The following is a 26304-nucleotide window of genomic DNA, read 5'->3' on the forward strand; positions in this document are numbered from 1 at the left end:
CGGGCGCGGTACGAGACGCGGGGACGCGAGTCCTCATGGCCGCAGACGTCGGCCACGTACGCGGCGCAGCCGGTGGGATCGTTGCCCGCACCCGGTGCTTGTCGTCGTACCGCCGCCGCCCGGAAACCCTGTTGCCCGCGATCGGGCGTACGCCGGAGGATTTCGACATGTCCGAGGCCGCGTCCCACAGTTCCGTTTGGATTCCCTACCCCAAGATCTCCGCGAAGGCGCGGCTCGGGATGGCCGGGGGTCGGGAATGGCTCGCGCAGGAGAAGGTGCACGGGGCGCACTTCGCGGTGGTGTGCGACGGTTTTGGGGTCCGGCCCGCGAAGCGACGCGAACTGCTCTCCGACGACCTGCTCGACGACTTCTTCGGCGTCAGCAGGATCTGGCCGGGGTTGTCGGTGTCCGCCGCACGATTCGCCGCCGAGCTGCGCGGTGTGTGGGGCGACGCGGCCGTGGTGACCATCTATGGTGAACTGGCCGGCGGGCACTACCCGCATCCGGATGTTCCCGCGGATTCCGCGGTCGAGCCGGTGCAGACCGGCGTCTGGTACACACCGGATCTGCACTGGTTGCTGTTCGACACGACGGTCGAGACCGAGAACGGGCGTTGCTGGATCTCCGAGCGTGCTCTGCGCGATGCCGCGGCCGGGGCCGGGCTGCGCTGCGTACCGACTCTCGCGCACGGTTCGCTCAACTCGCTCCAGCGGTTGCCGTGCGCGTATCCCAGCCTGGTTCCGGGCCTGTTCGGGCTGCCCGCACTCGTGGGCAACCTCGCCGAGGGGTACGTACTCAAGCCCGCCGGAGACTGGTGGGAGCACGGCGACGCCGGAACGAAGGGCTCCGGCGCCCGCCCGGTGGCCAAGGTCAAGCAGAACGGTTTCGCCGAGGACGAGCGCTTCGCCGGTTCCCGCCCGTACCTCGCGCCGCCCGAGGGCGCGACCGGCGTGCCCGCGTGGCTCCTGGTCCGGGCGGCGGCCCTGCTCACCCCCACTCGCGCGGCCGCGGCGGTGAGCAAGCTCGGGCCACGCGCCCCCGCCGACGCCGTGGTGGAGGAGATCACCCGCGACGCGGCGGAGGAGATCGCCGACGCGGTGGGCGGCCTGCCCGGCGCGCACCTTCGTGCCCTGATCCGCGCGCTCGAACCGGGAGCACGCGCCCTGACCCGCTTCGACGCCGACGAACGCCGGGCCGCCCGCCCCGGACGCCGTCTGCCGTAGCCGTCGCGCGACACGGGATCAATGCCCGACTCCGAGACGGATACCGCGATAGTGGAGCCGTTCGATGCATTCGATCCATCCGGGTCGCACGTCGACCCGTACGGCGGCTCGGCGTGCGGCGAGACATCCCGTCGACTCATCCCAGGAGAGAACATGACGCCCCCCGAGGCTCCGAAGACACCGCAGGTACGTCAACTACGCCTGGTCGTCGAGGCGGACGACTTCGAGGCCGCCCTGGCCTTCTACCGTGACGCCCTCGGCCTGCCCGAGCAGGCCGCCTTCTCCGGGGACGGCGGCGCCCGCGTCGCGATCCTCGACGCGGGCCGCGCCACCCTGGAGATCGCGAACCCGGAACAGAAGCGAATGATCGACGACGTCGAGGTCGGCCGTCAGGTCGCACCCGGAATTCGCATCGCCTTCGAGGTCGACGACACCCGCACCGCGACGACCCACCTCGTCGCCGCAGGCGCCACCCAGATCGCACCCCCCACCCTCACCCCCTGGAATTCCCTGAACTCCAGACTCGACGCCCCCGCCGACCTCCACATCTCCCTCTTCCAAGAACTCACCGACCCCGACGACCACCCCGAACCCGACACCCCCCGATCGACGGAACCCAACCCTCCCCGCACCGACTCCTGACCCCCGCCCCCGCATCCCCCGAACCCCGCCCCCACGACCACACCACCGACCCCGCCCGTCGGATGGCGGGGCTTCGGGAGGCGGGATTCGTTGAGTGGGGGTAAACGATGAGGCGGGCATCGGGCGTTGATCGACGACGTCGTAGGCGTGAAGGTTGAGGTGTTGGCATACCACCTCGGGAGCAGCTGTCATGAGCCTGGAAATCGTCGAATCCGCACTCCCTCACCCGCCCACGCCCTCCGGTGGCGACCCGTACGAACCCGACGAGTTCACGGACGCGGCGCTGCGGAGCGTGGAGCGGGTGTACCTGGCCGCCGTACGGCTGGCCGGTGATCGGGACGCGGCGGTGGATCTCGTCCTGGACACGTACGCGCACGCGTACCGGAGCCATCTGGAAGGCGGTCCGAGCGCCCCCGCCGGCTTGCCGCAGGAGCCGTGGTTCAGCGCCTGGCTGCTCCTGGTCCAGTACGAGCTCTGGTCGGACGGGGGCAAGGGGGCGGCGGCCGGGAGTCGATGACCGGGCCCACACGGGGCTTGAGCGAGGGCCGGGTCGCGCCACCGCGGAGAGCCCGGATTACCGCGTACCGGTGGGGCCGGCCGACTGCCTCCCACACTCGGTGCCGGTGGAGTGCGGCCGACCGCCTCCCGCGCTCGGACGAGGTCGCTCCCCCGTCTCGACCGAGCGCGAGAGCGCCGACCGTGCTTCGGCGGCCCGATCCCGGGTGCCGGGATCGGGTGGCCGGCCGCACGCGGCCGCGTTCGGGACGGTCGGTCAGCGGACGTACTTGATCGAAACCCAACCCTTGATACCCGACGCCTGGTGCTTGACGTAGTACCACTCACTGGCCTCGGCGTCGCCGTCCCGGTACACCACGCCCTGGCAGTAGACGGTGACCTTCGCGCCCTTCTGCAGCACCCGCAGAATCGGGTTCCAGGTGCCCTTGGCCTTGCGCAGGCTGACGTTGTTGCCCGTGATCTTGGCGGTGTGATCGCTGAGATCCCGGTAGCACGCCGGGTGGCTCGCGGCGGATGCGGACGGCGCGAGCGCGACGCCCACACCCGTGAAGAGCGACACCGACGCCACTACCGCGGCGGCGCTCCGACCGAGCTTGCTCACTGGTGATTCCTTTGGTCGAAGGGAGAAACGGGTCGGGCCCATCCTTCCCGTTGCCCGCCTCCAACGGATATCCAATTCACGCGACGGCGGCGCCAAAGCCTTGCTCCGGTGGGGAGTTCGCGGGACAGGATCAGGTGCGGCCTTCGTCGTTCTGGGCCTGCCGCAGGATCGCCGAGGTGGGCATCCAGTCGGCCCGGACCACGCGGAATCCCGCGGCCTCGTAGGCGTCGCAGACCTGGGCATCGTCGTCGACGACCATGGCGACGGTCCGACCCCGAGCCAGTTTGCGCAACAATTCGGGTTTGGCGACACGGGCCGCACGGCGGTCCCGGTCGGCGCGCATCAGCAGCCGGCCGGAAGGCAGGCCGTGCCGGTCCAGCCAGGCGACGGTGTCGCGGCGGCAGCGCTCCGGGCGACCGGTGACGTACACCACCTCGTGTGTCTCGGCGCTGTCCCTCGCGAGCGCGACGCCCTCCGCGAGCGGCGCGTCGTGCGCCGCGGCCGCGAAGAACGCCGTCCAGTCACGCGGACGCGACTCGACGAGGTGCAACCGGTGACGAGTATCGGCCACGGTGCCGTCCAGGTCGAACACCGCCAACGGGCGGGATATCACAAGCGCCTCCAAGGCATTCCGACTCGGCCGGGGAGTCTACGCCGGGCCCGGCCGCGGCCCGCCGGCGCCCGGAAACCCGAGTGCGGGCGCTCGGCGCGGTCTGGGACCATGCCGGATGGCCCACTCTCTCGAAGCCCTGATCGTCCGACATGCCCGCCGCCTCCCGGTCCCCTCCGGACCCACCGGGCAAGGCGACGTCGCCGCACGGCAATTCGACGCCGCGCTGTTGACCGTGGGCTTCAAGATGTCGGCGGATCTCTTGGAACGGCTGTCGGGACTGGCCCAGGACACGGTCCTCGACATCGCCACGCGTACGCTGAAGACCGTCCGCGAGATGGTCGGCGACCACGTCGAGCACAACAGCTACTTCATCGACTTCCCGGCCAACGTGCCGGACACCGTCGAGTTCTGGACACGCTGCATAGTCGAGGCGCTCGCCGACGAGGCGTCGCACGACGACGTACCGGCCCGGCTCGGCACCGGCGTGGTCGACCTGCTGACCCTGCCGTCGTACGGCAACTACCGGCACACGTATGCCGAGATGCTCGCGGCCCACGACGAGCTGATCGCCGCCGCGGGCGACCGCCTGACGATCCTGCACCTCGGTGGCGCCCCGGACGAGGAGGTCACCGCCCTCTACCTGGCCCTGGCGGGAAGCACGACCCCCCTGGGCGACGAGGGTCTGCGCGACCTGGGTGTGCTCGCCGCGCACTGCGCCAACGGCCCGAGGCCCGAGGCGATCCCGATCCGGGAGAACCGCGCCGTCGTCAACCGTGCCCGTCTCGACATCGGCGCGGACCTCCTCGTGGACACCGTCACCGACGTGCTCCGCCTGGCCTGCGCGCTCGCGGACGGCGACGTGACCCTCGTGGAACCGACCCGGTTCAAGGCCCTGTCCCGTCCCGTACGCCGGGCCCTGCTCGCCGCCCTCGACACGCTCGTCGCCGCCACCCCGGCCAAACTCGCCGACGTCACCGCGCACCGCGAGCCCTTCAAGCGCCTCGGCGAGCGGCTGCACCCGCACGAGTACCCCCGTTGGCCGCACGCCGCCGACGTGTTCGCCGTGGCCCGGGGCGAACTGAAGGCGCCGTCCCTGGACAGCCGCGTCGAGGAGTTGCTCCGCGCCGGCGACGTCACCGGGGCGACGCGCCTGCTGACGGCCGCTCCCGGCAGGCTGTTTCGCGCCCTGGACCGCCTGCTGCGCACGTGCGGCACCCAGGAGGAGCGCGACGCCGTCGTGGCCGCCGCGGAGCAACTCGCGGCGCGGGTGTCTGGGCGCGTCCTGCTGTCGGTCCGCGAGCACTTCCACAACCGCAGCGACGAGAGCACCGCACGCCGCATCTTCGTCAACCGCCTCGGCCGCGCCTGGGCGGCCGCCGACACCCGCGCACCGGTGCCATCGCCCGAGCGCGAGCGGCTGATCGCCGCTCTGGACGCCGAGACGCGCCGCCGCCTCCCCGAGCCGGGGCACCTGCTGATCGACCCGGACATCCTCGACGTCGCGCTCCCGCTCAGCGGGAAGGCGACGGCCGCCGGTCTGGGCGTACTGCCCCGCGGCTCGCTCTCCCCCGTCGACGGCGAACTGCTGCGGTTCTTCGTGTACTGGAAGCAGACCCGACACAGCACCGACTACGACCTGTCGGCGCTGATGCTGGACGACGCGTACGCGACGGTCGGTTGGCTGTCCTTCACCGCCCTCACCTCGTACGAGGGCGAGCACTCCGGCGACATCACCGACGCGCCCGACGGCGCCTCGGAGTTCATCAACCTGCGCCTGGGCGGTGTCACCGGCAGCTACATCGTCCCGCAGGTCGACATCTACTCGGGGGAGGGCTTCGAGCAGGTCGAGGAGTCGTTCTTCGGTTTCATGCTGCGCGACGCCGAGCAGCAGGGTCGTCCCTTCGAGCCGCGCACCGTGCGGATGAAGTCGGACCTGCGCGGCCCGGGCCGGGTCGCGCTGCCGCTGGCGTTCCTGCGCGGGAGCGACGGCCGTTGGCGCGCCAAGTGGTTGCACCTGTACCTCCAGGGCGCCCCCGACTCCAACACGGTCGAGGGGAACCGGGTGTCCGTCGCGACCCTGCTGCGCGGCATGCTCGAGCGCGAGCATCTCACCATCGAATACCTCGCCGACCTGATGGCCGACCGAGCCGCGACCACCACGCTGTGGGACCCCGAGACGATCCCGGACGGCCCCGTCACCTACATCGGCCTGGCCCGCCCGGACGGCCTGCACCCGGACTCCCGGATCTTCACCCCGGAAAACCTGCGCGACCTGATCCCCGCGTAGTGCTAGCGTTGGCCTCGGCGAGGCCATGAACGGACTTCCTTCTCACTCCTTGAACCAGTCCCTTCGCTTTCCTCGCCCTCGACTTGCAAGGCCGGGGTGCCGTCGGGCGCCCCGGCCTCGTCGTTTTCCCGGACACCGCCGACACCCCGCCGCGTGGGCCGGCGCCGTGCGCGGGGTACCGGCCCGCGTGGTCACGGATCTCCCTGGCGTCAAGACTCGCCCGGCAGCGCGGGGAGAGCGTCGATGATGTCGAAGTCCGCTCGCAGGCCCGGAAGTTGCAGAACGTGCCGGACGAACGGGTCGACCCGGAACAGGCGCAGGTCGCCGTTGCGGGCGTGGGCACGCTCGCGGCCTCGGGCCAGCACGGAAATGGCGCGGGCTCCGAGGAAGGTCACCTCGCCCAGGTCGACGATCACGTGGGGTCGGTCGATTCCGGTCAAGGCGTCCAGGGCGCGGGTGAGCGGGAGCACGGTGGCCACGTCGAGTTCACCGCGTGGGGTGACTACGAGGTGGAGTCCGTGCGATCGCGTCGCCAGGCGCGGGCGGGCGAGGGCTCGGTGCGTGCGGGTCATGGCGGAAGCGACCTTCCTGGCGGCGGGTGGGCGTGCGGGGCATGGCGGACGTGGCGGGCGGAACCCGGCCGGTTCCGGGTACCGCCCACCGCGTCGGCGGGGCGAGGTGTCGGCCGACTCCGGTCCGGGGGATCCCGGCGCGGCCGTATCGTCCGGCACCGCGACCGCGCGGCGCCCGCGCCGCGTCGAGATCCCCCGAACCCGCCCCGAACCTGCCTAGACGTGTCCGGCGGCGGCGAGCAGACGGGGGAAGCGGTCGTTGGGTCGGCAGATCTCGCCGAGGTCGGGATCGTCGACCTCCTCGATGCCCGGTTCCACACGCGCGACGTACGCCTGCGGATCGCCCGCGCCCTCGATCTCGGCCGGCACCGGGGCGGGCGTGGCCGCGTGCAGGCGGCCGGCCCAGTGGTGGGCGTCCTCGGGTTCGCCCTCGACCCGATGGTGCAGGGTGAGCAGGCGCATCGCCTCGACGGTGTCGGCGCCGGCGGCGTACCTCCACCAGAACGCGGCGGGTGCGGGCCGCCCGGTGAGGTACAGCAGACATCCGAACACCAGCGCCCCCGCGGGAATGCGCCTTTGCACGAAATCCCCGAGGAGGGGGCCGGTGGTCGGTCGGGCGACGATCGCCTGGCAGAACTGTTCGAGTTCCGCCGCGGCGGCGTTCTGCGCGGCGTGGGCGTCCGTGAAACCCGCGCCGCGCGGGCGTCCGATGCCGGCGGGCCGGACCAGTGCGGCCACGAGTTCCTCCTGGACGATGAGGTCGGCCAGGCGGCGGGTGGCGGCGGCGGGGTCGTAGTCGGCGAAGGCCGTGTCCATGTCGCGACGGCGCTGTTGGAGCGCGCGGTCGAGCGGGGTCAGGTCGTTCATGCGTTGGGTTCCCGAGGGTGCGTGGGGGTCGGTGGGGTGGGGGCCGGTGGGGCGTGCCGGGTTCGGTCGAGGGCGCCGGCGAGTTGTTTGCGGGCCGCGTGGACGTGGCTGCGCACGGTGGAGATGGTCACTCCCAGGTAGTCGGCGACGTCCTGGAGGGGCAGTTGCATCACCAGGTGCAGGCGGGCGCAGGTGGCGCGTTTGGCGGGCATGGCGGCGATGGTGCGGTCGAGGGTGTCCAGCTGCGGGACGAGGGCGGCCGGGTCCGCGGTGGTCGTGGAGGCGACGTCGGGGGCGCCGGGAGCGGTGAAGTCGATCGGTACCTCGAGGCTGCGCCCGCGGCGGCGGCGGATGTCGACGACGCGCCGGCGCAGGATCTCGTAGGCGAGCGCGAGCGGCGGCCCGGGATGACGGACGATCTCGGGCCAGCGTCGGGACAGGGCGAGCAGGACGTCGGCGACCGCCTCGTCGGCGTCGTGCGGACAGCCCAGTTGTTTCCAGGCGTGGTCGGTCAGCGTCTGCTGGTGCTCGCGACAGAACCGTACGAAGTCCTTGGGCGCGTCGAGGACCGGGCCGCCCGGGGCGGGACGCCATCGTCCGAGCGAGTCGCGGTCGAGCGAGTCGCGGTCGAGGTCGCGGCGCAGGCGACGGTCCTCGAGGGCGTCGGTCAGCATGCGGAACGCGCGCTTGACCGGCGGGGCGGGCTCGCGCAGTACGTCGTCCCAGCGCCGGTACAGGGCCAGGAGGACCTCGGCGACGATGTCCTCGGCCTCGGGGCGCGATCCGAGGTGGTCGTACGCGAAGCGGGTCAGGGTCGGGTGGTGGCTGTGGCAGAAGGCCACGAAGTCGACGCGCAGGAGGTCCACCAGGTCCACCGGGTCCATTTCCACGACTCGGGCCTGGTCGGGGCGCAGCGGTTCGGTCATCGTCCGCCGCCCTTGCCGCGCGCGGGGCGCGTCCGGCGATGCCCGGAGCCGCAACGGTGGTTCGGCTCGGGGAACGCCGTGCCGCGCATCAGGGCACCGAGCGGCGCGCGCACGACGACGACCAGCACGCCTATGACCAGCCACAGTTGTCTGGCCTCGGGGCCGAGAATTTCGTTCAAGGCAGCGCATCCTTCCGTGAAGTCCGGCGCGGACCCTGCCGGGGACGAAGCGCTTGTCCCCGGCGGCGTCCACGAGGCCCGAGGGCCTCTCACCCCATAACTCGCCCACCGGGCATCCCGCGTCCAAGTCGAAACCGCAAAATCTCACCCACCACGCCCGAACGACCACACGTTCTCGCACCACCAGGAAAAACGCCGACGGCTGTAACCGCGCGGCGGCGCAAGCGAGTTGACGGAGGCCCCGGACAAACGGCCGTTCGCGGTCGGCGGCACGGGCGGGCTCATCGCGGGCGGGTGCGCGCCGGACCGACAGCGGCGGCGAACAGGTCGGCGAGCTCCGCAGGGGTCGACATCGGCGCGCTCATGGACACGTTCCCCCGGCCGGTGTTCCCGACCGGGTAGCGCCCGGTGGCCGACCCGGGCGCGGCGACCGCGAGCCGGACGAGTTGGCCGACCGCCTCGCGCGGGTCGCGGGTACGCACCGCGCGGGCGAGCATCGCGCCGTGCGCACGCACGTGTGGCCACGCCCACGGCTGGGACAGGATGTGCGCCCGCTCCAGATGCGCCCACCCCCGCGTTCCCGGCCCGGCGGCGCGGGCGGCGGCCAACTCCGCGTCCAGCGCGACGCGTACGCCATGAGGCATCTTCGGCATGTCGATCCTCTCGCGTAGGGGTGCATGCGGCGGCGCAACACGGACCGGAACACCGGAACAACACCCACGCGGACGCGCACCCGCCGTGCGCATCGGCCGAGTTGGGCACGTGGGCGGCGGCTCAGCCGGCCCCCCGTGCCGCAAATGGTCAAGATATGCTGAGCAATTGATTCGATGCCGAACAATCAGGAAGGGACGGGGATCCGACTCCCCGTCCCTTCTCGACGCGTCGCGCCTCCGGTCAGTCCCGTGCGGGGACGGGATCGCGGTCGTCGGTTCGGTCGACCTGGTCGACTCGTGACGGCGGGCTGGTCCGACGCAGGACGGTGAGGGCGATGACGGCGGCGACGACCAGGAGCACGGCGCCGAGGGTCAGGCCGAGCGCGTATCCGTCGTTGAGGGCCTCGCGCGTACCGGTGTCACCGGTGCGCTCGTGCGCGGCGGTGCCCAGGGCGGCGAGTCCGAGCGAAGCGCCGATCTGGCGTGAACTGGCGAGCAGGCCCGACGCGGTGCCGGCCTCGTGCGGCGCGACGCCGGCGGTGGCGATGGAGACGACCGGTCCGAGGCACAACCCGAAGCCGAGGCCGGCGACGATCGAGGGCCCCAGGACGTCGCCGGCGAAGCTGCCGTCGGGGCCGATCCGGCCGAACCATGCGAGTCCGGTCGCGGTCAGGACTCCGCCGGCCACCAACAGGTGGCGCGGAGCGAAGCGGTAGCCGAGTTTGACGGCGACCACGGAACCGGCGATCACGCCGAAGGCGAGCGGCAGGAACATGGTCCCGGTCAGCGCCGCGCCCGTCCCGAGCACTCGTTGCAGGTAGAGGGACGCGAAGTAGAAGGCCGAGGCCATGGCCGCGCCCACCAGGAGGTTGTAGGCGTTCGCACCGGCCACGGCGCGATTGGCCAACAGGCCGAGTCGGATCAGGGGTTCACGCGCGGTGGTCCGCTCGACCTGGATGAACGCCACCAGCAGCGCGACGGCGACCGCCAGGGTGATCAGGGTGACCGGCGAGGTCCACGCATACCGATCGGTGCGCACGACACCGAACACCAGCAGGGTCATGCCCGCCGCGACCAGGACGGCACCGAGTACGTCGGGGCGCCCTCCTCGCGAGGTCGGCGCACTCTCGGTGATGCCGCGCCACGCCAGGGCCAGCGCGCAGGCCGCCATCGGCACGTTCACGAACATCACCCAGCGCCAGCCGGCGTACTCGGTGAGCAGGCCGCCGATCAGGACGCCGAAGGCGCCCCCCGCGGCGTTCGTCGCGCTCCATACCCCGAAGGCCCGGACGCGGGCCTTGCCGGTGGGAAACGTCGCCGTCAGCAGCGCCAACGCGGCCGGGGCCAGCGCGGCGGCCCCGATGCCCTGTGCGGCTCGGGCGGCGACGAGTTGGCCGGGCTCCCGGGCGAAGCCACCGAGAAGCGAGGCCAGGCCGAACAGGCCCAGCCCGAGCAGCAGCACCCGTTTGCGGCCGTACCGGTCGGCGGCCTTGCCACCCAGCAGGAGCAGCCCGCCGAACGTGAGGGCGTAGGCGTGGATCACCCAGGTCAGGCCCACCGCACCGAAGCCGAGACCGGCGGCGATCTCGGGAAGTCCGACGTTCACGACGGACAGGTCCAGCGACACCATGAACTGCACGACGGCCACCACGGCGAGCGTGAGCCCCGGCCGGCCACTCGAAGCATTCGTCCTATTCGTCATCGCGAACTCCGTCCCCCGTGCCGCCGAATGTCTTTTCGAACATGTTCCGAAAGTAACATCGAGGCAGGCCGCTGTCGACCCGGGAACGGCCGACCGCCCATGGCCGACCCCGCACCGGTTTCGCGGCGCAAGAGGGTGGAGCGGCATGATGGGGCGATGCCCTCACCGCTCCCGTCGCCCGTACCGCACGGCCGCACCGGCCGCCCGCCCGTGACCTCCCGCGCGCAGATCCTGACGGCGGCGCGCCGGCTCATCGACCGGGACGGCTGGGAGAAACTGACCGTGCGCCGGCTCGCCGCCGAGACCGGCATCGGGGCGACGACCATGTACCACCACATCCGCGGCAAGGACGACCTGCTGGTCCTGCTGCTCAACGGCTACATCGACGAGATCGAACGCCCACCGCTCCCCGAGGACCCGCGCGAGCGCATCCTCACGGCCGCCACCGCGATGCACGACGCGCTCGCCTCCTGGCCCTGGGCCGCGGAGATCCTCTCGGCCGACGGCTTCGTCGGCCTCCTCGACGAATCGGCACTGTGGATGGTCGACGCCATCGTCGGCGGCGCCCGCGACCACGGCTGCACACCCGCGCAGACCGTCCGCATGTTCCGCGACATCTGGTACTACACCATCGGCGAGGTCCTCGTCCGCGCCCACAGCGCCCGGGCCCGGGAGAACAACGAGCACCCCGCCTACCGCGAAATCTTCGACGCCACCCGGGTCCCCCACCTCGCCGCCGTCGCCCACCTGTGGGCCGAGGAGGGCGCCCGCGACAGCTACCCCCAGGGACTGCGCGCCCTCGTCGACGGACTCCTCGCCCAGACCACGCCGACCGACTCCCCCGGCACCGACTGAGCACCGGCATCGAAACCGGGCCGAAGCCCCCTCACCCGAAGGCACCGACAAAACCTGGGCGGCCCGCGCGCAACTGCCGCCATCATCAACGGACTTACCGTTCCGGTGCACATCCGCGACGACGAGGACCCCGCTCACGACAACGAGTTCCGCGTCCTGGGGCTCGCTCGCGGAAACGTGACCGAGCACACCGAGCCGCTGCTGTCACCGTGCGTCCCGACCCTCGAGGATCCCTACGAGGAATGACCCGACCGATTCACCGGCCGCCGCGTGCGGGATCGGCGCGAACCCCCACCCGCGCCCACGACTGTTGCGGATCCACCTCGATTTTCAACCTGTCGAGGGTGAAGGTCTGCCTGAGCCCATGGATTCCGGTGATGTCACGCATGGGCCTGTTAATCATACAATCTGCCTATCCACTGGCGTCTCGCTCTCCTGGTGCTGAGCACACGAACTCAACCGGCCAGGCGGGGTCCAACTTGCCCACACCCGACAGGCGTTCACGACACCGACGGCCGCCTGCGCCGATCTCGCGCGCACCGAACCGGTCGAGGTGCGCCGATGCACGAACCGTCCCCACGGCACACAGGGCGGACGTTCACCCACAGGGACGCGCGCCGACCATCTGCGGCGCTACGCGATGCTTGCGGGCGCGGCGGCGACAGGGCCTGAGTTCGCGTCGACGGCGTCGTCGGTCTCTATGGCCGCGATGATCCCGGCCGCCCAGTTTCGAGGGTGGTCGTGGCCGAGGGCGGTCGACAGGTGGATCATGCGGGTGCGGCGTTCGCGGCGGGGCATTCGCAGTGCCCGTCGGAGCGCCCACACGAGGTCGGCCGGCGAGCGGGGGTCGGTGAGGAGGGCGCCGTGGGCGAGTTCCTCGGCTGCTCCGGCGTAGCGGGACAGCACCAGCACGCCGTTGCCGCCCGCGGCCGATTGGGCCGCCACATACTCCTTCGCGGTGAGGTTCATCCCGTCCTGGAGCGACGTCACCCAGAACACGTCCGCGGCGAGGTAGTGGTCCACGACCTCGACGAACGAGAGGTTGTACGGGAGGTATTCGACCGGTTGCCAGGTCGCGGTGCCGAACCGGGCGTTCACGTCGGCGATGCGACGTTCGAGGGCGACGCGGGTCGAATCGTGGGCGGTGATGCCGGGTTCGGGCGGCGGGCAGACCAGACGGAACCGGAAGCGACCATGCAGGTCCGGGTCGGAGGCCAGAAGGGCGGCGACGGCGGCGACCTTGCGCTCGGGGGCCTTGACGTAGTCCAAGCGCTCGACGGAAAGCACCAAGTGACCCACGGCGGACGGAGCCTGCGGCCCGCGCGACCGCACCATCGCGTCGATAGCCGCGCGGTCGACACCCAGCGGATGCACACCCACCCGCGGCGCCCTACCGGCATCGCCCAGTGTGGCCCGGAAGTTCGCGGCGAATCCCTCGGTCTGGAACCCGGCCCAGTCCAGTGCCGTCAGCGAAGTTCGTACCTCGGCCGCTACCGGCAGCGAGTCGAAGATCCGGGCCGGCGGGAACGGCGTGTGATGGAAAAGGCCCACCCGCAGGTCGGGCCGCGACGCGCGCAGGAGTCCCGGTACGAGCCACAGGTTGTAGTCGTGCAGCCACACGGTCGCCCGCTCGGCCGCCCGGGCCGCGATGTGTTCGGCGAAGCGGCGGTTGACGGTTCGGTACTCGACCCAGGCGGCACTGTCGAAGCGCACGCGTTCCGGCTGCGACATCAGCGCCGGCCACAACGTTTCCTTGCAGGCCCGGTGGAAGTAGGCCGACCACGCCGCGGGTTCGAACCGCTGCAAGGACAACGCGAGACCGAGATCGTCGTCCCCGCCCCCAGGACCGAAACCCGAACCCGGACCCACACCCACACCAACGCCGGCACCGGCCAGGTGGTCCCCCTCCCCCACCGCCCCCGCAACCCACAGCGCCGGCAACACCTGGGAGCTGTCCCCGTGTTCCGCACCGAGAACCGAACACAACGTCGGCAGGATCCCGTTCGGGCTGACCGGAGCGCGCCACCCCGTGGAGGTCCATATCCGGGGCGGTCGGTGATAGCCCACGACCAACGCGTGTTCCGGCTCCACCCAACCCAGGTTCCGCAACGCGGCCACGATCCCGGCCGCGCCGTGCTGTTCGGTGCGGTACACCCTCTCGTCGCCGGCCACCGCCCGTTCCAGGGCGGGCTCGGCGCCACCGACCACCACACCGTGCGCGCCGATTCCGAACATCGACAGGTCGTTGAGCGAGTCGCCCGCGACCAGCATGTCCGCCCGTTCCCAATGCAACGAGCGCGCCAGGGCCTCCACCGCCGCGCCCTTGCTCGCCCCCGGGGGCAGAACGTCGAAGTAGCGATCGGCCGAGTACGCCCACGAGCACCCCAACGCGGCCACCGCCGCGCTGAGTTCATCGGTCAACTCCCCGGGAGGCAGTTCGAAGGAACACCGTCCCTCCTGCGCTACCCCGTCCTGATACCTCAGAGCGGGGAATCCGGAGAGCCCGTCGCGCACCCGTGCCGCACCGGGCCAGCCCGCGCGCAATCGGGACTGCAGATCCGCGACGGTACTCAGGTCCCTGCCGTCGGCCAGGCTGGCTCCGACGTCGGCGACGACCCACCGTGGCCTGGGCACGAGCGGGTCGGCCAGCACCTGGCGCACCGAGGCCAGTCCGCGGCCGGTGGCGAAGACCACCGTGATCTTGGGATGACGCGACAGGATCCCGTGCAGCCGCAGGCGTTCGGCGTCCGTACCGCCCAACAACGTGCCGTCCAGATCGGTGACCAGGACTCTCACCACACCCCCCGACGGACCGATGAGCACGCCACGAACACCCCACACACAAACGAATGTCGATCGACCCACGTGCAAAACGCGCTCCGCCCGATGAGCCGGAGAATGTGGTCGACCGACGACCTCGAAACGCTAACACGCGCGCGCAACCGTGGGGAGTACCGCAACTACCAAGGGTGATGCTCAAGTTGCGTCCCTCGGAGCGGCGGCACCGGCTCAGCCGGGGCGAGCCACGCGGACAGTTCGTCGGCGTCCAGGGCCCCGCCCGATCCCGGAGCCGTAGCCGCCGCCGATCCGCAGGCCACTGCCGCTGCCAGAGATCGGGGCAGATCCCAGCCGGCGAGCAGGCCGTGCACGAACCCGGCGTTGAAGCAATCGCCGGCACCCGTGGTGTCCACGACGCGAACCGGCGCGGCGGGAACGGCGATCCGATTCCCGGCCCGCAGCGCGATCGCACCGTGCTTCCCGCGCTTGATCAGGACCGTGCTCACCAGCTCGCCCAGCAACGTCGCCGCGTCGTCCGGCGTGGCGGCACCGGTAAGGCGCAGCGCCTCGTCGACGTTGGGCGCGAAGACGTCCACACACGCCAGGACTTCACGCACGGTCGGCGTCTCCAGCGTGACCGGAACATCCTGGCAGTCCATGAAGATCGACGTGCCCGCCTCCCGCACCGCACGCAGCGTCTCCACGACCCCCGGGCCATACCGCAGTTCGGGCAGTACGAGGACCCGCGGCCGGTGCACGCGCACCAGTTCGTCCACCGGGCGCGGTGTCACCGGGTCCTGAAAGCTGACCATGGCCCGGTCCGCGGTGTACGAGAGCGCGACCGTGACACTGCGCACGGGCTGCGGATGGTGCCGGAATCCGGACTCGGACAACCCCGCGGCCCGAACCCCGGCCAGGACGTGCCGACTGAACTCGTCGTTTCCGAAGTCGGTGGCCCACACCACGTCGTCCCCCAGCCGGTGCAGCGCCATCGCCGGGTTGAAGGCGCCACCGGGCAACATCTCGAACCCGCCGGCGAACGTCTCACGCCCCACGGCCACCGTCCGGGGCAGCTCACGAAAGATCAGATCGGCGAAGTACGCCCCGACAACCAGCACATCGCAACGAGCCTCGGAGATACCCATGCCCGCATCATCGCCCCACCCTCGTCACGGGCGTCGGGCGTCGGGCGTCGGGCGTCGGGCGTCGGGCGTCGGACGTCCCTGCACATGAGTCGACAAGACGTGAAATCCACCACACCCGAAAGCCAAACTTGATCATCCTTAGGCTAGGCTCCCCTAAATCAGCTCAGCGATCGGTCGCGGATGCGCAGTCCGCGTGCTTCGCCCTGTCCTGGAAGAGGAGTTCGTGTCCGGATCGTCATCACCCCTGGTGAAGAGACTCACCGACAAATCCCGGCTCGCCGCGGTCGCGTTCGCCGCGGTCTTGGCGCTGACCGCCTGTGGTGGCGGCGGTGACGACAAGTCCGCGAACGATCCGCCGGCCTCCGCAGGACCCGCGGCGGGCGCCGCCGGCACCTTCCCGGTCACCGTGGAGCACAAGTACGGCGCCACGCAGATCAAGGCTCAGCCGAAGAAGATCGTCACGCTGGGCCTGTCCGACCAGGACACGGTCCTGGCCCTGGGCGCCAAGCCGGTCGGTGCGATCGACTGGTTCAAGGAGAAGCCGTACGGCAAGTGGCCGTGGGCGAAGGACCTGTGGGGCACCACGCCGCAGATCGTGGGCGAGCGCGACGAGTACAACATGGAGAAGATCCTCAAGCTCCAGCCGGATCTGATCATCGCCGTCTACTCCGGGATGAAGAAGGAGCAGTACGAAACGCTGGCCAGGATAGCCCCGGTGGTCGCCCAGCCCAAGGGCTTCGACGACTACGGCGCACCGTGGCAGGCGATGACGCGGCAGATCGGCAAGGCGCTCGGCAAGGAGCCCGAGACCGAGCAGCGCATCGCGGGAATCGACGCGCGGTTCAAGGCCATTCGCGCGGAGCATCCCGAGTTCGCGGGCCAGACGGTGACCGTGGCGGACACCTTCGAAGCGGGCATCTACTCGGCCTTCGGCAAGACCGACCCCAAGGCGATCTTCTTCGCCGAGCTGGGGTTCAGGAGCAACCCCCGGGTGGACGCGCTCGCCAAGCCGGGCTCCAATGTCGTCAACCTGAGCGCTGAGCAGTTGGACGTCCTGGACACCGACCGGCTGATCTGGGTCACCTCCGGAGCCGAACACAACACGCGCATCAAGGCCGAGCCGTTCTACGGCAAGCTGAAGGTCTCCCAGGACAAGCGTGACCTGTTCGTCCCCTACGAGAACCCGGACGTCGGCGCCGCGTTCTCCTTCAACACGGTTTTGTCGATCCCGTACGCGATCGACCAGATGTTGCCGCTGCTCACCGCCAAGTCCAACTGACGTCTCGTGGAAGTGGAATCCGTTCGCCGGGAAACCGCGGTTTCCCCCGACGCGTCGTCGTCACGGGCGACGCGTCGGGTGACGGGGCTGGCAATCGCGGTCCCCGTACTGGTGCTGCTGTGCTTCGTCAGTGTCTGGGTGGGCTCGCGCGACATCGCGTTCACCGAGGCCTGGAACCTGTTGTGGCACAACGACGGTTCCAAGGCCGCACTGGTCATCCACGACTACCGCCTTCCCCGTACGGTGTTGGGCATCCTGGTCGGGATGGCCCTGGGCCTGTCCGGGGCGCTGATGCAGGCGATGACGCGCAATCCGCTCGCCGACCCCGGTCTGCTCGGGGTGAATTCCGGCGCGTCGACCGGTGTGGTCGTGGCCACCGCGTACGTCGGCGTGGGTTCGGTCCTGGGCCACCTGTGGTTCGCGTTCGTCGGTGCCGCGATCGCGTCGGTGCTCGTCTACGTGGTGGGTTCGTCCGGGCGCGGCCCCGCGACGCCCGAGCGCCTGGTGATCGCGGGGGCGGCGGTGACCGCCGTGTGCTATGCGTTCGACTCGGCGGTGTTGCTCCTGGACCCGCGCGCGTTCAACGACTACCGGTTCTGGATCGTCGGCTCGCTGGCCGGCAGGCAGTACGACGTCGTGTGGGTGATCGCGCCGTTCGTCGTGTCGGCGATGCTGCTGACCTTGAGCCTCGCCCGGCCGCTGAACGCGTTGTCCCTGGGCGACGACGTCGCGCGCGGGCTCGGCATCCGGGTCGGCCGCGTCCGAGTGCTCGGCGTCGTCGCGGTGATGCTCCTGTGCGGGACCGCGACCGCGGCGGCCGGCCCGATCGCCTTCGTGGGCCTGGCCGTTCCGCACGTGGCGCGCTTCATCGTCGGCCCCGACCAGCGCTGGGTCATGGCGTACTCGATCGTGCTCGCGCCGATCCTGCTGATCGGTTCGGATGTCCTGGGTCGTGTGCTGGGATCACCGGGCGAGATCCAGGTCGGCATCGTCACCGCGCTCCTGGGAGGGCCGATGTTCCTGGCGTTGTGTCGCCGGCGGAAGCTGGTGGCGTTGTGACGCCCGGCCTGGTCCTGCGCGATCGACGCGGCCGATTCTCCATCCGGGTCAGGCCCCGTCCGGTCGTGGTGGGCCTGGTGTCGTTCGCCACGCTCGTGGCCCTGATGGCCGTCACCCTGACCACCGGCGAATTCACGCTGTCGTTGTCCGAGGTGGTGCGGGCCCTGATCGGTCGGGGCTCGCCCAGTGCCGACTTCGTCGTCAACACCCTGCGCCTGCCCAGGCTGCTGACCGCGGTGTCGGTGGGCGCCGCGCTCGCGGTCAGCGGGGCGATCCTGCAAACCGTGTCGGGCAATCCGCTCGGCAGCCCGGACGTCATCGGCTTCACCAACGGATCGGCGACCGGCGCCCTGGTCGTCATCACCGTGCTGCACGGCGGCATGACCGAGATCGCGCTCGGCGCCCTCGTCGGCGGACTGGCCACCGCCGTGGCCGTCTACCTCTTGGCCTTCGGCGGGGGCGCGGGCGGATTCCGGCTCATCGTGATGGGCATCGGCGTCGGCGCCATCCTGCTCGCGCTCAATTCCTATCTGGTCACCCGGGCCGACTGGCAGGACGCGCTGGAGGCCCAACACTGGCTCGTCGGCAGTCTCAACAACCGAGGCTGGGACCAGGCCAACGCCATGCTGATCGCCTGCCTGGTCCTGCTCCCGGTGGCCTTCGGATACACCCGCAGGCTCTCGCTGTTGGCGATGGGCGACGACAGCGCGCAGGCGCTCGGAGTGGACGCGCGCCGCACCCGACTGGTCATGTTGCTGGTCGGTGTCGCACTGGCCGCGGTCGCCACCGCCGCCACCGGCCCGGTCTGGTTCGTGGCGCTGGCCGCCCCGCAACTCTCCCGCCGCCTGGTACGGTCCCCCGGCCCGGGACTGGTCAACGCCGCCCTCATGGGAGCCGTCCTGCTCACCGCGAGCGACCTGGCCGTACAGCGCCTGTTCACCGCCGGCGTGCTGCCGGTGGGCGTGGCCACGGGATCCCTCGGCGGCCTCTATCTGCTGGGCCTGCTCCTCGCCGAGTCACGCCGAACCCGATCCTGACGAAACGAGGCCCTTCGCCGGCCCGGCGAACCGAGGACACGTCCCGTGTGACCGGGGCGGCGACACGCCCGGAGGCGGAAACCGCACCGCGCACGGCGCCACCGGGTCGGCGCACCGGCTCAGGTGAATGTCGCTTCGGCCAGGGTGGCACCGAGGTAGGCCGCGGCCAGGCCCGCCGCGATGCCGATGATCACGTTGGCGGCGGCGAACGCTTTCGCGCCGGTCTCGGTCAGGCGGACGGTCTCGAAGGAGAAGGTGGAGTACGTGCTGAGCGTCGCGCACAGCCCGGGGCCGATCAGGTGTTGGAGGGCCGCGGGCACGGTGGTGGCGGTGGCGGCGCCGGTCAGGAAGCCGAGCCCGGTGCAGGCGGCCAGGTTCACCGCGAGCGTGCCCCACGGGAAGACGCCTTCGTGCCGGGCCTGGATGGCCTTGTCGGTCAGGTAGCGCAGGGGCGCGCCGACGAGGGCGCCGGTGATGACCATGAGCCAGTTCACGCCGTGCCCGCCTTCCGGGCGGCGCGGGGCGGCGCGAGCCATCGGGTGAGGCCGGCCGCACCCCACAGCGCGAACAGGGCGGCGGCGAGGGTTGCCGTGAGGTAGGCCGACGCGACGCCGGCGCGTCCGTCGTCGATCAGGTGTCGGGCGTCGACGGCGTAGGTGGAGAAGGTGGTGAAGCCGCCGAGGACGCCGGTGCCGAGGAAGGGCCGCACCAGGGGGTGGGCGGTGGCGCGTTCGGTGATCAGCACCATGAGCACGCCCATCAGGGCGCTCCCGGTGACGTTGATCCAGAAGGTGGTCCACGGGAACGTGCCCGGTGCGGTCGGCCAGATCAGGGTCGCGCCATAGCGGGCACACGCGCCGATCACACCGCCCGTCGCGATCGCGGCGAGGATCTCGGCTTGCCGGCGGCGCGGCCCGCGCGGCGGCCACGGGTCGATCGCGGTGTCGGGGTCGACCGGCTCGGCCTGCCACCCGCCCGGCGCGGCGGGTTCGGCGTGTTGATCGGGGCGCTGGTCAGGATGCACGGCGTTCAGGCTCCCACCTGATCGACTTGGCCCCGTGGCGCGCGGGCACGCACGGGGAAGGTCAGGTAGGGACCGTTGGCGACCGGGTCGCGGTTCGGGTACGGCGGGCCCCACCGCCGTGCGGCCGCCCACCGGACGGCCGCACGGTCAGGATACCGACATGCGCGGCGGAAGTCGGGCGCGTGGCAACCGCGCCGGGCCGGTCGGCCTGGGGGGCCGGCTTGGGCGGAAGGCGGGGCCGGCTGTCCTTCCGTCCGGGCGGGATTCGCTAGCGCATCGCCGGGTCGGTCGCGTCGCGGACGGGATCGGGCATGGTCCAGCGGTGCCCGCGCCTGGGGTGCAGGTAGGCGTAGTAGTAGAGGTAGCCCGCCGCGACCATGGCCACGGCGATCCCGACCGGGCGCCGGTCGGAGTCGATCGACTCGTACAGCACGTAGGCCATCACGCCGATCACGCCCAGCGGGACCCACGGCCAGGCCGGCATCCGGTAGGTCGCGTGGGCGGTGGTCCCCTTGATCCGGCCGTACAGCGCGGAGACGGCGACGAGGATGTACAGCACCACCAGGTTCGCTCCGGTGGCCAGGATCAGGGTGTCGAGCGGGACGAGCCACGCGACCACGATCGCGGCGCCGCCCATCACCAGGGTGGCCAGGACGGGAGTGCGCAGCCGCGGGTGCACGGCGGCCGGCGGCCTGCCCACCACGTCGGGCCAGGCCCGGTCGCGGGCGGAGGAGTACAGCAGGCGGCCGACCTGCAGCATGATCGCGATCACCGCGTTGACGATGGCGATGGCTATGCCCAGGCTGACGACGGTGTTCACCGCGTCGCCGCCGCGTTCGAGCAGGAAGTAGTTCATCGGGGACGGGGCCGCCATGAGTTCGCTCGTACTCGGCGTGCCCAGGAGTACGGCCACCAGCGGAAGGCACTCCGCGACCACGGTGATGCCGAGCGACCACATCACGACCTTGCCGATCGAGGAGACCTGCCGGGTTTCCTCGGCGAAGTACACGGCGGTGCCGTAGCCGTTGTAGGCGAACAGTGCCGTGGCGGCGAAGGACACGACGAGCCCGGCCGAGGCGCCGACCAGGATGTTGCCCTCCCCCAGGGCGTGCGCCGTCCACAGCGTGGACACCGGCTGCTCGACGTGGACCAGGCCGAGCCAGGCGAGCACCGCGATCGCCGCGAGCTCGACCGCCAGGAAGACCCCGGTGACCCAGGCGTCGAGGCGAATGCCCAGGACGGCGACGAGCGAGGCCAAGGCGATGACGGCGAGCCCGGTCCGCTTTCCGCCGAGCGAGCCCCACACCACACCCAGGTAGTCGCCGGTGCCCGGCGCGATCACCGCCACCGTCAGGACTCCGCCGAGCAGGCCGAGCGCGAACAGCGCGAAGCCCGTGGACCGGCCGAGGGTGCGCGCGGCGAAGGCATACTCGCCGCCGGTGATCGGGAACGCGCTGGACAACTCGGCGTAACACAGGGCCATCAGCATCCCGGCGACGGCCGCCGGCGCGAACGCCAGGGCCGCGGCGCCACCGAGCCCACTGATCGCCGACGGCATGATGATGAAGACGCTCGACGCGGGCGTGACCGAGGACAGCGTGATGAACATGTTCTCGCGCAGGCCGAGCGAGCGGGACAGGTCCTGGGCGTAGGCCGCCGGCTGTGCCGGCGAGGTGCCGGCGGGCGTCTGACTGCCATCGGAATCGGCCATGAGGCTCCCTTGTCAGTTCTTTGACGCCGGAGTCAATGTTATGGAAGACTTCCACGTCAATGGGCATCCCATAATTTGGCAATCAGGACAAGGAACGATGCATGGCGCGACCGAGGAACCAGACGGCGAGACGTGAGCAACTGGTCCACGCGGCCACCGCGGCGGTCGGCCGGCACGGTCTGGCCCAGTTGCGGGTGGCCGACATCGCCGAGGTGGCGGGCGTCGCCCGGGGGTCGGTCAGCTACTACTTCAGCGACCTGGGCGACCTGCTGCGGCAGGTGTACCAACAGGCCGCGGACCGCTTCTACACGTCCCGCACCGACACCGCCTCCCGGCTGCCCGACGCCCGCGACAAGCTCGTGGCCTGCGCACGGCGCGGCCTGCCGGCCGGTCCGGAGGACGAACTCGCGGTCGTCCTGTACGAGTTCAGCGCCGCCGCTCGCGACGAGAGCGAATACGCCACGTTGGCGCAGAGCCTGTACGACCGACAGGTCGCCATGTACGGCTCGATCCTGGAGATCGGGCAGGCCCAGGGCCACTTCCGGTTCACCGAACCGATCCGGGACGTGGCCGCGAACCTGGTCACCCTCGAGGACGGCTACGGCCTGCACATCGTGAGCCGCAACTCCTCGCTGCCGCCCGAGCGGGCCCTGGCCCTGATCCTGGCCCACGCCCGCCAGGCCACCGACTGCCCCGACCTGCGCCCGGACCGAGCCGTCCCCGATCCCGACGCACCGGGCCACGACGTGCCCGGCCAGGGCACGCCGGCCCCGGACGCGGCCGACCACGGCACCGGTGGCCACAGGGCTCCCGACGACGACACCCGGAAAGGCGCCGCGTGAACATCCCCGCACCATCCCCCCTGACCTCCACCCCGTCGGGTCGACCACGCGCCCGGGCCCTGGGCATCCGCCTCGACGGCACACCCGGGCCGGCCAACGCGCTCACCGACGTCCCCGGAGTCCGCATCGGCTACACGACCCTGGTCCAGGGGTCGTCGGTGCGCACCGGCGTCACCGCCGTGTTGCCGCGCGGCCGGGACGGCGTCGGCCTGCCGTGCGCCGCGGGTCGGTACACGCTCAATGGCAACGGCGAGATGACCGGCAGCAGTTGGCTCGACGAGACCGGCAGCCTGGCGGGCCCGGTGATGATCACCAACACACACGCGGTGGGTCCCGTGCACCGGGGGGTCGTCGACTGGACGGTGGCCAACCGACCCGAACTCGCGCGGCAGTGGCTGCTTCCGGTGGTCGCCGAGACCTGGGACGGCTACCTCAACGACATCAACGGCCCGCACGTCCGCGCCGAGCACGCGATCGCCGCGATCGACACGGCCGCCTCCGGCCCGATCGAGGAGGGCTGCGTGGGCGGCGGGACCGGCATGAACTGCTACGGCTTCAAAGGGGGTTCGGGGACATCCAGTCGGGTGGTGGAGTACGGGACGGCCCGCTACACCGTCGGCGCCTTCGTCCAGGCCAACTTCGGCGCGCGGCGCGAACTGGTCGTCGCCGGCGTCCCCGTGGGCCGGCGGCTGTCCCAGGACAACCCGATGGAGGACACCGACTGGTTCGCCCCCGGCGGCGCCGGCTCGGTCATCGTGGTGATCGGCACCGACGCTCCCCTGCTGCCCGGCCAGTGCAAGGCCCTGGCCCGCCGGGTTCCGCTGGGCCTGGCCCGGACCGGCACGACCGGCAGCCACTTCTCCGGCGACATCTTCCTGGCCTTCTCCACCGCCAACCCCGGTGCCCTGACCAGCGTTTTCCCGCAATCCCCACCCACGGACGAGGACTACGACACGCTGCGCCACATCCCCTGGGGCCGCATCGATCCGTTCTACGACGCGACCGTGCAGGCCGTCGAGGAGGCCGTACTCAACGCCCTGGTCACCGCCGAGGAGACCACCGGCCACAACGGCCACCGCACCCCGGCCCTCCCGCACGCCCGCCTGCGCACCCTGCTCGCCGAACGAGGCCCCGACGTCGCCGGCTGAGGCCGTGTGCTCGACCGGTTCGGCCACATCTCGACGCGGACCTCGCCTCCGGCCTGGACCACACGCCCACCATCCGCCGGGGCGAGGCGCCGTCGGCCCGCCTCGGCTCGGCGCGGGAACACCGGGTCGGATCGGGCCTCCGACATCCCGTTCGCGCGTCCGCGCCGGCCGGATGGCGCGGGGCCCCGCGGGTCTGAATTCAGCCCGAGTGCCTCCCTGTACGGTGGTTTTCGGCCGGCGCCGAAAGGCGCGTCCACGGCCTTGAACAAGGGGGTTACGGGGATTTGAAAGTCACGGGGAAACGCCGAATATCGTTGGTCGCCGCGTTCGCGGCAACCGCCGCGATCGTGGGTGGATTGCAGCTCTCGGGCTCGGCGTTCGGCGACCAGAGCGACCAGGACGCCAAGCCGGCTCCGACCGCCGAGGCTCCGGTGCCGACCCAGCAGGCGCTGGAAGGGGTCGAGCCACCCGACACCGGCTGGTCGGATGTGGACGGCACCGCGTTCGTCAACGGGCGGATGACGATTCCCGCGGTAAACCCCACCAAGCAACGCGCGGCCGTCTCCGCCGCCGCGGCGCCGTCCGGGCCCGGTTGGAAGTCGGCCGGCGCGACGAAGCTCCTGTCGACCGGCTACACGATCAAGTTCTACGACCAGAAGTCCGTCGACTGGCTGGGTCCGTACGTCAAGCGCTCGGCAGCCGAGATCCAACGCGAGACCGCGCTGCCGATCAAGGTGGACACCAAGCCGGTCGGCCACGACTATGTCCGCCCCAAGGGCGAAATCGTGATCGGCGCGTTCCTGAACCCGTGCGTGACGACCACCGACGGCAGTCCGTGGAAGATCGTCATGGACGGATCCGGTACCCCGGGGTGGAGTTGCGGGTTCCATTCGCGCAGCACTCCGGACACGGTCACCAGCGGGCACGCGTACATCAACACGTCCTTCTTCACCGCCGCCGGCAAGCCCACCGCGCGCGTCGGCGAGGTCCAGATGCGGAACCACATCAGCCACGAACTGGGCCACACCCTGGGCCTGACGCACGCCGACGACTCGCCGGGACAATGCGTCAAGGGCACGGACTCGGGTCAGAGCCCGGTCATGTGCACGCGCTTGAACGCCTACCCGGACTCCCGAGCGGGCCAGTACGTACAGCAGTTCGACGTACAGGGTCTGCGCTCGCTGGCCGCCGCGGCGGGCGCTCCGGTGTCCCCGCAGGGCAAGGTCACCGGGATCGCCGGCAAGTGTCTGGACGTCAAGGGCGGCAAGCCGGCCAACGGCACCCAGATCCAGATCTACACCTGCAACACCGGCCCGGGCCAGTCCTGGATCCTGCACCCGGACGGCACACTGCGCTCGATGGGCAAGTGCCTGGACAACGCGCGCAACGCGAGCACCGAGAACAACAAGATCTCGCTGTTCGACTGCAACGCCTCGGCCGCGCAGAAGTGGCGGATCGACGCCAAGGGTCGGATCGTTCATGTCGCGAGCGGCAAGGTCCTCGACGTCAAGGGCGGCAACACCGCGAACAGCACCGTGGTGCAACTGCACTCCGCCAACGCGGGCAAGGGTCAACTCTGGAACGTCCCCAGGTAGGGACGACGGAAGCAGGACGGTGAAATTCCCCGTCGATCGCTGACGCGAGCCTCGGCAAGCGTGCCTCTCGACAAGACGGCCCGGGTCGGCTCCCCCGACCCGGGCCGCCGCGCGTTCGATCCAGGGGCGGCGGCCGCGTCGGTCAGCGACCGGAGGTCGGGCGCTTCGGCGGCTCGATGCGCACGCGCCGCTCGGCGGGCGCGTCCTCGAGGTCGTCGAGCTGCGCGACGATCGTGCTGCGCAGGTCGTCGTAGTCCGCGAAGTAGTAGTCGTTGAACAGGGTGAAGCCCGTCCACATCAGGTTGGCGCACACCCGCGCCGGCACCCGGCCGGTCTGCGCGCCCATGCCGACCAGCGCGACCGACGCGATGCTGCCCGGCGCCTCTTCGTTCTGCCGGTGGATCGCCTGGAACGCGGCGGCACACGCCGGCGCCACGTTCAGCGTCTCGCTGACGTTCTCCGACGACGTCTCCATCGTCGGGGTCGAGATCAGGAACTTCGGGTTGACCGCGCCGGACGAGACGCACACCGCGCTTCCCACCGGGAGGCTTCCCGCGAACCGGTCGCGGATCGCCCGTTGCACGCGCAATTGGATACCCGCCCCGAGGTGGCGCTTGATGACCGCGTCGACCCCGCCGTCCATCCGCCCGCGCGAGTTGGTCGGGGTGACCCAGGCGTCGACCTGCCGCGGCAAGCGCACCCTCTTCGAGGTGCTCCCGGCCCGCGCCGTGGGCATCCGCCGCTTCTCCGCGTTCACCGACGAGGAGGAGTTCATCCTCCTGCCGGGCACGCAGCTCAAGGTGACGAGCGTCAAGGCCGAGCGCGGCGGCCTGTGCACCGTGCACCTGACCGAACTGGAGGAGCAGACCCTCGTGTCGTGATCCGACGCCGGTGCGGTCCATCGCACCGGCGCTCACGCGGGAAACGGAACTCGCCGCGCCCGAGCCGGGGGGGGGGGGGTTCTGTTGTTTTCCCCCTGTTTAGCCCGAGCCGGTTTTGGGTTTTTTAAGCCCCCCGCAGCCAGAGCTGGAGAGCGTTGTGTGGGGGAAG

28 protein-coding genes are annotated in these 26304 nt (G+C 71.1%); 13 read left to right on the top strand and 15 right to left on the bottom strand.

All coding sequences use genetic code 11. The features are described 5' to 3' along the window. The first annotated feature begins 167 nt into the window (after positions 1–167). The 3 genes from ACZ4FV_RS33480 to ACZ4FV_RS33490 all read left to right on the top strand — a co-directional run bounded on the left by ACZ4FV_RS33480 (position 168) and on the right by ACZ4FV_RS33490 (position 2382). Entirely contained in the window at positions 168–1223 is a 1056-nt protein-coding gene (locus ACZ4FV_RS33480; RefSeq protein WP_402238475.1) for an RNA ligase family protein, read from the top strand. 153 nt (positions 1224–1376) lie between these two features. Continuing rightward, on the top strand, positions 1377–1865 hold the full coding sequence (locus ACZ4FV_RS33485) for a VOC family protein (protein ID WP_402238477.1): 489 nt from the start codon (positions 1377–1379) through the stop codon (positions 1863–1865). Positions 1866–2055: 190 nt separating this feature from the next. Then, the gene (locus tag ACZ4FV_RS33490) at positions 2056–2382 is read left to right on the top strand and encodes a hypothetical protein (protein WP_395869777.1); all 327 of its coding nucleotides are present in this window, start codon (positions 2056–2058) and stop codon (positions 2380–2382) included. A gap of 255 nt (positions 2383–2637) precedes the next feature. On the opposite strand, the gene ACZ4FV_RS33495 is transcribed toward ACZ4FV_RS33490, so the two are convergent. Both ACZ4FV_RS33495 and ACZ4FV_RS33500 read right to left on the bottom strand, forming a co-directional pair. Next, positions 2638–2982, bottom strand: a complete 345-nt coding sequence (locus ACZ4FV_RS33495; protein WP_395869779.1) for an SH3 domain-containing protein — start codon at positions 2980–2982, stop codon at positions 2638–2640. Between the two features lie 130 nt (positions 2983–3112). Further along, positions 3113–3595, bottom strand: a complete 483-nt coding sequence (locus ACZ4FV_RS33500) for a phosphatase domain-containing protein (protein WP_395869781.1) — start codon at positions 3593–3595, stop codon at positions 3113–3115. A gap of 115 nt (positions 3596–3710) precedes the next feature. Here ACZ4FV_RS33500 and ACZ4FV_RS33505 point away from each other — a divergent pair, with 115 nt between their 5' ends. Continuing rightward, complete coding sequence (locus tag ACZ4FV_RS33505) at positions 3711–5882, top strand: TerD family protein (protein ID WP_395869783.1); 2172 nt, start codon at positions 3711–3713, stop codon at positions 5880–5882. Positions 5883–6091: 209 nt separating this feature from the next. Here ACZ4FV_RS33505 and ACZ4FV_RS33510 read toward each other — a convergent pair whose 3' ends face one another. The 6 genes from ACZ4FV_RS33510 to ACZ4FV_RS33535 form a co-directional block, all read right to left on the bottom strand. Next, entirely contained in the window at positions 6092–6454 is a 363-nt protein-coding gene (locus ACZ4FV_RS33510; protein ID WP_395869785.1) for an STAS domain-containing protein, read from the bottom strand. Between the two features lie 216 nt (positions 6455–6670). Then, positions 6671–7321, bottom strand: coding sequence for a hypothetical protein (locus ACZ4FV_RS33515; RefSeq protein ID WP_395869787.1), 651 nt, complete (start codon positions 7319–7321; stop codon positions 6671–6673). Beyond that, complete coding sequence (locus ACZ4FV_RS33520) at positions 7318–8247, bottom strand: RNA polymerase sigma factor (RefSeq protein WP_465324018.1); 930 nt, start codon at positions 8245–8247, stop codon at positions 7318–7320. The genes ACZ4FV_RS33515 and ACZ4FV_RS33520 overlap by 4 nt, the downstream gene beginning before the upstream one ends. Beyond that, positions 8244–8426, bottom strand: a complete 183-nt coding sequence (locus ACZ4FV_RS33525; protein WP_331772050.1) for a hypothetical protein — start codon at positions 8424–8426, stop codon at positions 8244–8246. The genes ACZ4FV_RS33520 and ACZ4FV_RS33525 overlap by 4 nt, the downstream gene beginning before the upstream one ends. A gap of 281 nt (positions 8427–8707) precedes the next feature. Further along, positions 8708–9079 carry a DUF3703 domain-containing protein gene (locus ACZ4FV_RS33530; RefSeq protein ID WP_465324019.1) on the bottom strand — a complete coding sequence of 124 codons (372 nt, stop codon included), beginning with the start codon at positions 9077–9079 and terminating at the stop codon, positions 8708–8710. Between the two features lie 241 nt (positions 9080–9320). Continuing rightward, positions 9321–10781 carry an MFS transporter gene (locus ACZ4FV_RS33535; protein WP_465324020.1) on the bottom strand — a complete coding sequence of 487 codons (1461 nt, stop codon included), beginning with the start codon at positions 10779–10781 and terminating at the stop codon, positions 9321–9323. Positions 10782–10937: 156 nt separating this feature from the next. Between ACZ4FV_RS33535 and ACZ4FV_RS33540 the strand changes: the two genes are divergently transcribed. Together ACZ4FV_RS33540 and ACZ4FV_RS33545 are read left to right on the top strand one after the other, a co-directional pair. Beyond that, on the top strand, positions 10938–11636 hold the full coding sequence (locus ACZ4FV_RS33540) for a TetR/AcrR family transcriptional regulator (protein WP_465324021.1): 699 nt from the start codon (positions 10938–10940) through the stop codon (positions 11634–11636). Between the two features lie 105 nt (positions 11637–11741). Then, positions 11742–11882: an Imm7 family immunity protein gene (locus ACZ4FV_RS33545; RefSeq protein WP_395869796.1), complete on the top strand. Its 141-nt coding sequence runs from the start codon at positions 11742–11744 to the stop codon at positions 11880–11882. A gap of 10 nt (positions 11883–11892) precedes the next feature. Here ACZ4FV_RS33545 and ACZ4FV_RS33550 read toward each other — a convergent pair whose 3' ends face one another. From ACZ4FV_RS33550 to ACZ4FV_RS33560, 3 genes are all read right to left on the bottom strand, one after another. Next, the gene (locus tag ACZ4FV_RS33550; protein WP_465324022.1) at positions 11893–12024 is read right to left on the bottom strand and encodes a hypothetical protein; all 132 of its coding nucleotides are present in this window, start codon (positions 12022–12024) and stop codon (positions 11893–11895) included. A 245-nt stretch (positions 12025–12269) separates the two neighbouring features. Beyond that, positions 12270–14459 (bottom strand): trehalose-6-phosphate synthase, encoded by a 2190-nt coding sequence (locus ACZ4FV_RS33555; RefSeq protein WP_465324023.1) that lies wholly within the window; start codon positions 14457–14459, stop codon positions 12270–12272. A gap of 137 nt (positions 14460–14596) precedes the next feature. Beyond that, the gene (locus ACZ4FV_RS33560) at positions 14597–15559 is read right to left on the bottom strand and encodes a carbohydrate kinase family protein (RefSeq protein ID WP_465324024.1); all 963 of its coding nucleotides are present in this window, start codon (positions 15557–15559) and stop codon (positions 14597–14599) included. Positions 15560–15806: 247 nt separating this feature from the next. Between ACZ4FV_RS33560 and ACZ4FV_RS33565 the strand changes: the two genes are divergently transcribed. The 3 genes from ACZ4FV_RS33565 (at position 15807) to ACZ4FV_RS33575 (ending at position 18934) form a co-directional block, all read left to right on the top strand. After that, complete coding sequence (locus ACZ4FV_RS33565) at positions 15807–16838, top strand: iron-siderophore ABC transporter substrate-binding protein (protein ID WP_402238488.1); 1032 nt, start codon at positions 15807–15809, stop codon at positions 16836–16838. 78 nt (positions 16839–16916) lie between these two features. Continuing rightward, entirely contained in the window at positions 16917–17897 is a 981-nt protein-coding gene (locus ACZ4FV_RS33570; RefSeq protein WP_465324025.1) for a FecCD family ABC transporter permease, read from the top strand. Then, complete coding sequence (locus tag ACZ4FV_RS33575; RefSeq protein ID WP_402238492.1) at positions 17894–18934, top strand: FecCD family ABC transporter permease; 1041 nt, start codon at positions 17894–17896, stop codon at positions 18932–18934. Before ACZ4FV_RS33570 ends, ACZ4FV_RS33575 begins: the two co-directional genes overlap by 4 nt. A gap of 119 nt (positions 18935–19053) precedes the next feature. Here ACZ4FV_RS33575 and ACZ4FV_RS33580 read toward each other — a convergent pair whose 3' ends face one another. From ACZ4FV_RS33580 to ACZ4FV_RS33590, 3 genes are all read right to left on the bottom strand, one after another. Further along, positions 19054–19428 (bottom strand): fluoride efflux transporter FluC, encoded by a 375-nt coding sequence (locus ACZ4FV_RS33580; protein ID WP_395869806.1) that lies wholly within the window; start codon positions 19426–19428, stop codon positions 19054–19056. Beyond that, complete coding sequence (locus ACZ4FV_RS33585; protein ID WP_465324026.1) at positions 19425–19958, bottom strand: fluoride efflux transporter FluC; 534 nt, start codon at positions 19956–19958, stop codon at positions 19425–19427. Before ACZ4FV_RS33585 ends, ACZ4FV_RS33580 begins: the two co-directional genes overlap by 4 nt. A 268-nt stretch (positions 19959–20226) precedes the next feature. Then, complete coding sequence (locus ACZ4FV_RS33590; RefSeq protein WP_465324027.1) at positions 20227–21669, bottom strand: APC family permease; 1443 nt, start codon at positions 21667–21669, stop codon at positions 20227–20229. A gap of 101 nt (positions 21670–21770) precedes the next feature. Here ACZ4FV_RS33590 and ACZ4FV_RS33595 point away from each other — a divergent pair, with 101 nt between their 5' ends. The 3 genes from ACZ4FV_RS33595 (at position 21771) to ACZ4FV_RS33605 (ending at position 25254) form a co-directional block, all read left to right on the top strand. Then, positions 21771–22511: a TetR/AcrR family transcriptional regulator gene (locus ACZ4FV_RS33595; RefSeq protein ID WP_465324028.1), complete on the top strand. Its 741-nt coding sequence runs from the start codon at positions 21771–21773 to the stop codon at positions 22509–22511. Then, positions 22508–23659, top strand: a complete 1152-nt coding sequence (locus ACZ4FV_RS33600; RefSeq protein ID WP_465324029.1) for a DmpA family aminopeptidase — start codon at positions 22508–22510, stop codon at positions 23657–23659. The genes ACZ4FV_RS33595 and ACZ4FV_RS33600 overlap by 4 nt, the downstream gene beginning before the upstream one ends. Positions 23660–23943: 284 nt before the next feature. After that, positions 23944–25254, top strand: a complete 1311-nt coding sequence (locus tag ACZ4FV_RS33605; protein WP_465324030.1) for a ricin-type beta-trefoil lectin domain protein — start codon at positions 23944–23946, stop codon at positions 25252–25254. Between the two features lie 142 nt (positions 25255–25396). Here the strand turns inward: ACZ4FV_RS33605 and ACZ4FV_RS33610 are convergent, their stop codons facing one another. Further along, on the bottom strand, positions 25397–25990 hold the full coding sequence (locus ACZ4FV_RS33610; RefSeq protein WP_402238505.1) for a macro domain-containing protein: 594 nt from the start codon (positions 25988–25990) through the stop codon (positions 25397–25399). Here ACZ4FV_RS33610 and ACZ4FV_RS33615 point away from each other — a divergent pair. After that, positions 25872–26135 carry a hypothetical protein gene (locus ACZ4FV_RS33615; protein WP_402238543.1) on the top strand — a complete coding sequence of 88 codons (264 nt, stop codon included), beginning with the start codon at positions 25872–25874 and terminating at the stop codon, positions 26133–26135. The genes ACZ4FV_RS33610 and ACZ4FV_RS33615 overlap by 119 nt on opposite strands. Positions 26136–26304 lie beyond the last annotated feature (169 nt).

This window comes from Embleya sp. NPDC025285, assembly GCF_055558835.1.

Bases quoted from the DNA above. Each gene is read 5' to 3' on its own strand.
- ACZ4FV_RS33480 (WP_402238475.1), top strand. From the start codon at position 168: ATGTCCGAGGCCGCGTCCCACAGTTCCGTTTGGATTCCCTACCCCAAG.
- ACZ4FV_RS33485 (WP_402238477.1), top strand. From the start codon at position 1,377: ATGACGCCCCCCGAGGCTCCGAAGACACCGCAGGTACGTCAACTACGC.
- ACZ4FV_RS33490 (WP_395869777.1), top strand. From the start codon at position 2,056: ATGAGCCTGGAAATCGTCGAATCCGCACTCCCTCACCCGCCCACGCCC.
- ACZ4FV_RS33505 (WP_395869783.1), top strand. From the start codon at position 3,711: ATGGCCCACTCTCTCGAAGCCCTGATCGTCCGACATGCCCGCCGCCTC.
- ACZ4FV_RS33510 (WP_395869785.1), bottom strand. From the start codon at position 6,454: ATGACCCGCACGCACCGAGCCCTCGCCCGCCCGCGCCTGGCGACGCGA.
- ACZ4FV_RS33515 (WP_395869787.1), bottom strand. From the start codon at position 7,321: ATGAACGACCTGACCCCGCTCGACCGCGCGCTCCAACAGCGCCGTCGC.
- ACZ4FV_RS33520 (WP_465324018.1), bottom strand. From the start codon at position 8,247: ATGACCGAACCGCTGCGCCCCGACCAGGCCCGAGTCGTGGAAATGGAC.
- ACZ4FV_RS33530 (WP_465324019.1), bottom strand. From the start codon at position 9,079: ATGCCGAAGATGCCTCATGGCGTACGCGTCGCGCTGGACGCGGAGTTG.
- ACZ4FV_RS33535 (WP_465324020.1), bottom strand. From the start codon at position 10,781: ATGACGAATAGGACGAATGCTTCGAGTGGCCGGCCGGGGCTCACGCTC.
- ACZ4FV_RS33540 (WP_465324021.1), top strand. From the start codon at position 10,938: ATGCCCTCACCGCTCCCGTCGCCCGTACCGCACGGCCGCACCGGCCGC.
- ACZ4FV_RS33550 (WP_465324022.1), bottom strand. From the start codon at position 12,024: ATGCGTGACATCACCGGAATCCATGGGCTCAGGCAGACCTTCACCCTC.
- ACZ4FV_RS33560 (WP_465324024.1), bottom strand. From the start codon at position 15,559: ATGGGTATCTCCGAGGCTCGTTGCGATGTGCTGGTTGTCGGGGCGTAC.
- ACZ4FV_RS33590 (WP_465324027.1), bottom strand. From the start codon at position 21,669: ATGGCCGATTCCGATGGCAGTCAGACGCCCGCCGGCACCTCGCCGGCA.
- ACZ4FV_RS33595 (WP_465324028.1), top strand. From the start codon at position 21,771: ATGGCGCGACCGAGGAACCAGACGGCGAGACGTGAGCAACTGGTCCAC.
- ACZ4FV_RS33615 (WP_402238543.1), top strand. From the start codon at position 25,872: ATGACCGCGTCGACCCCGCCGTCCATCCGCCCGCGCGAGTTGGTCGGG.
- ACZ4FV_RS33610 (WP_402238505.1), bottom strand. From the start codon at position 25,990: ATGCCCACGGCGCGGGCCGGGAGCACCTCGAAGAGGGTGCGCTTGCCG.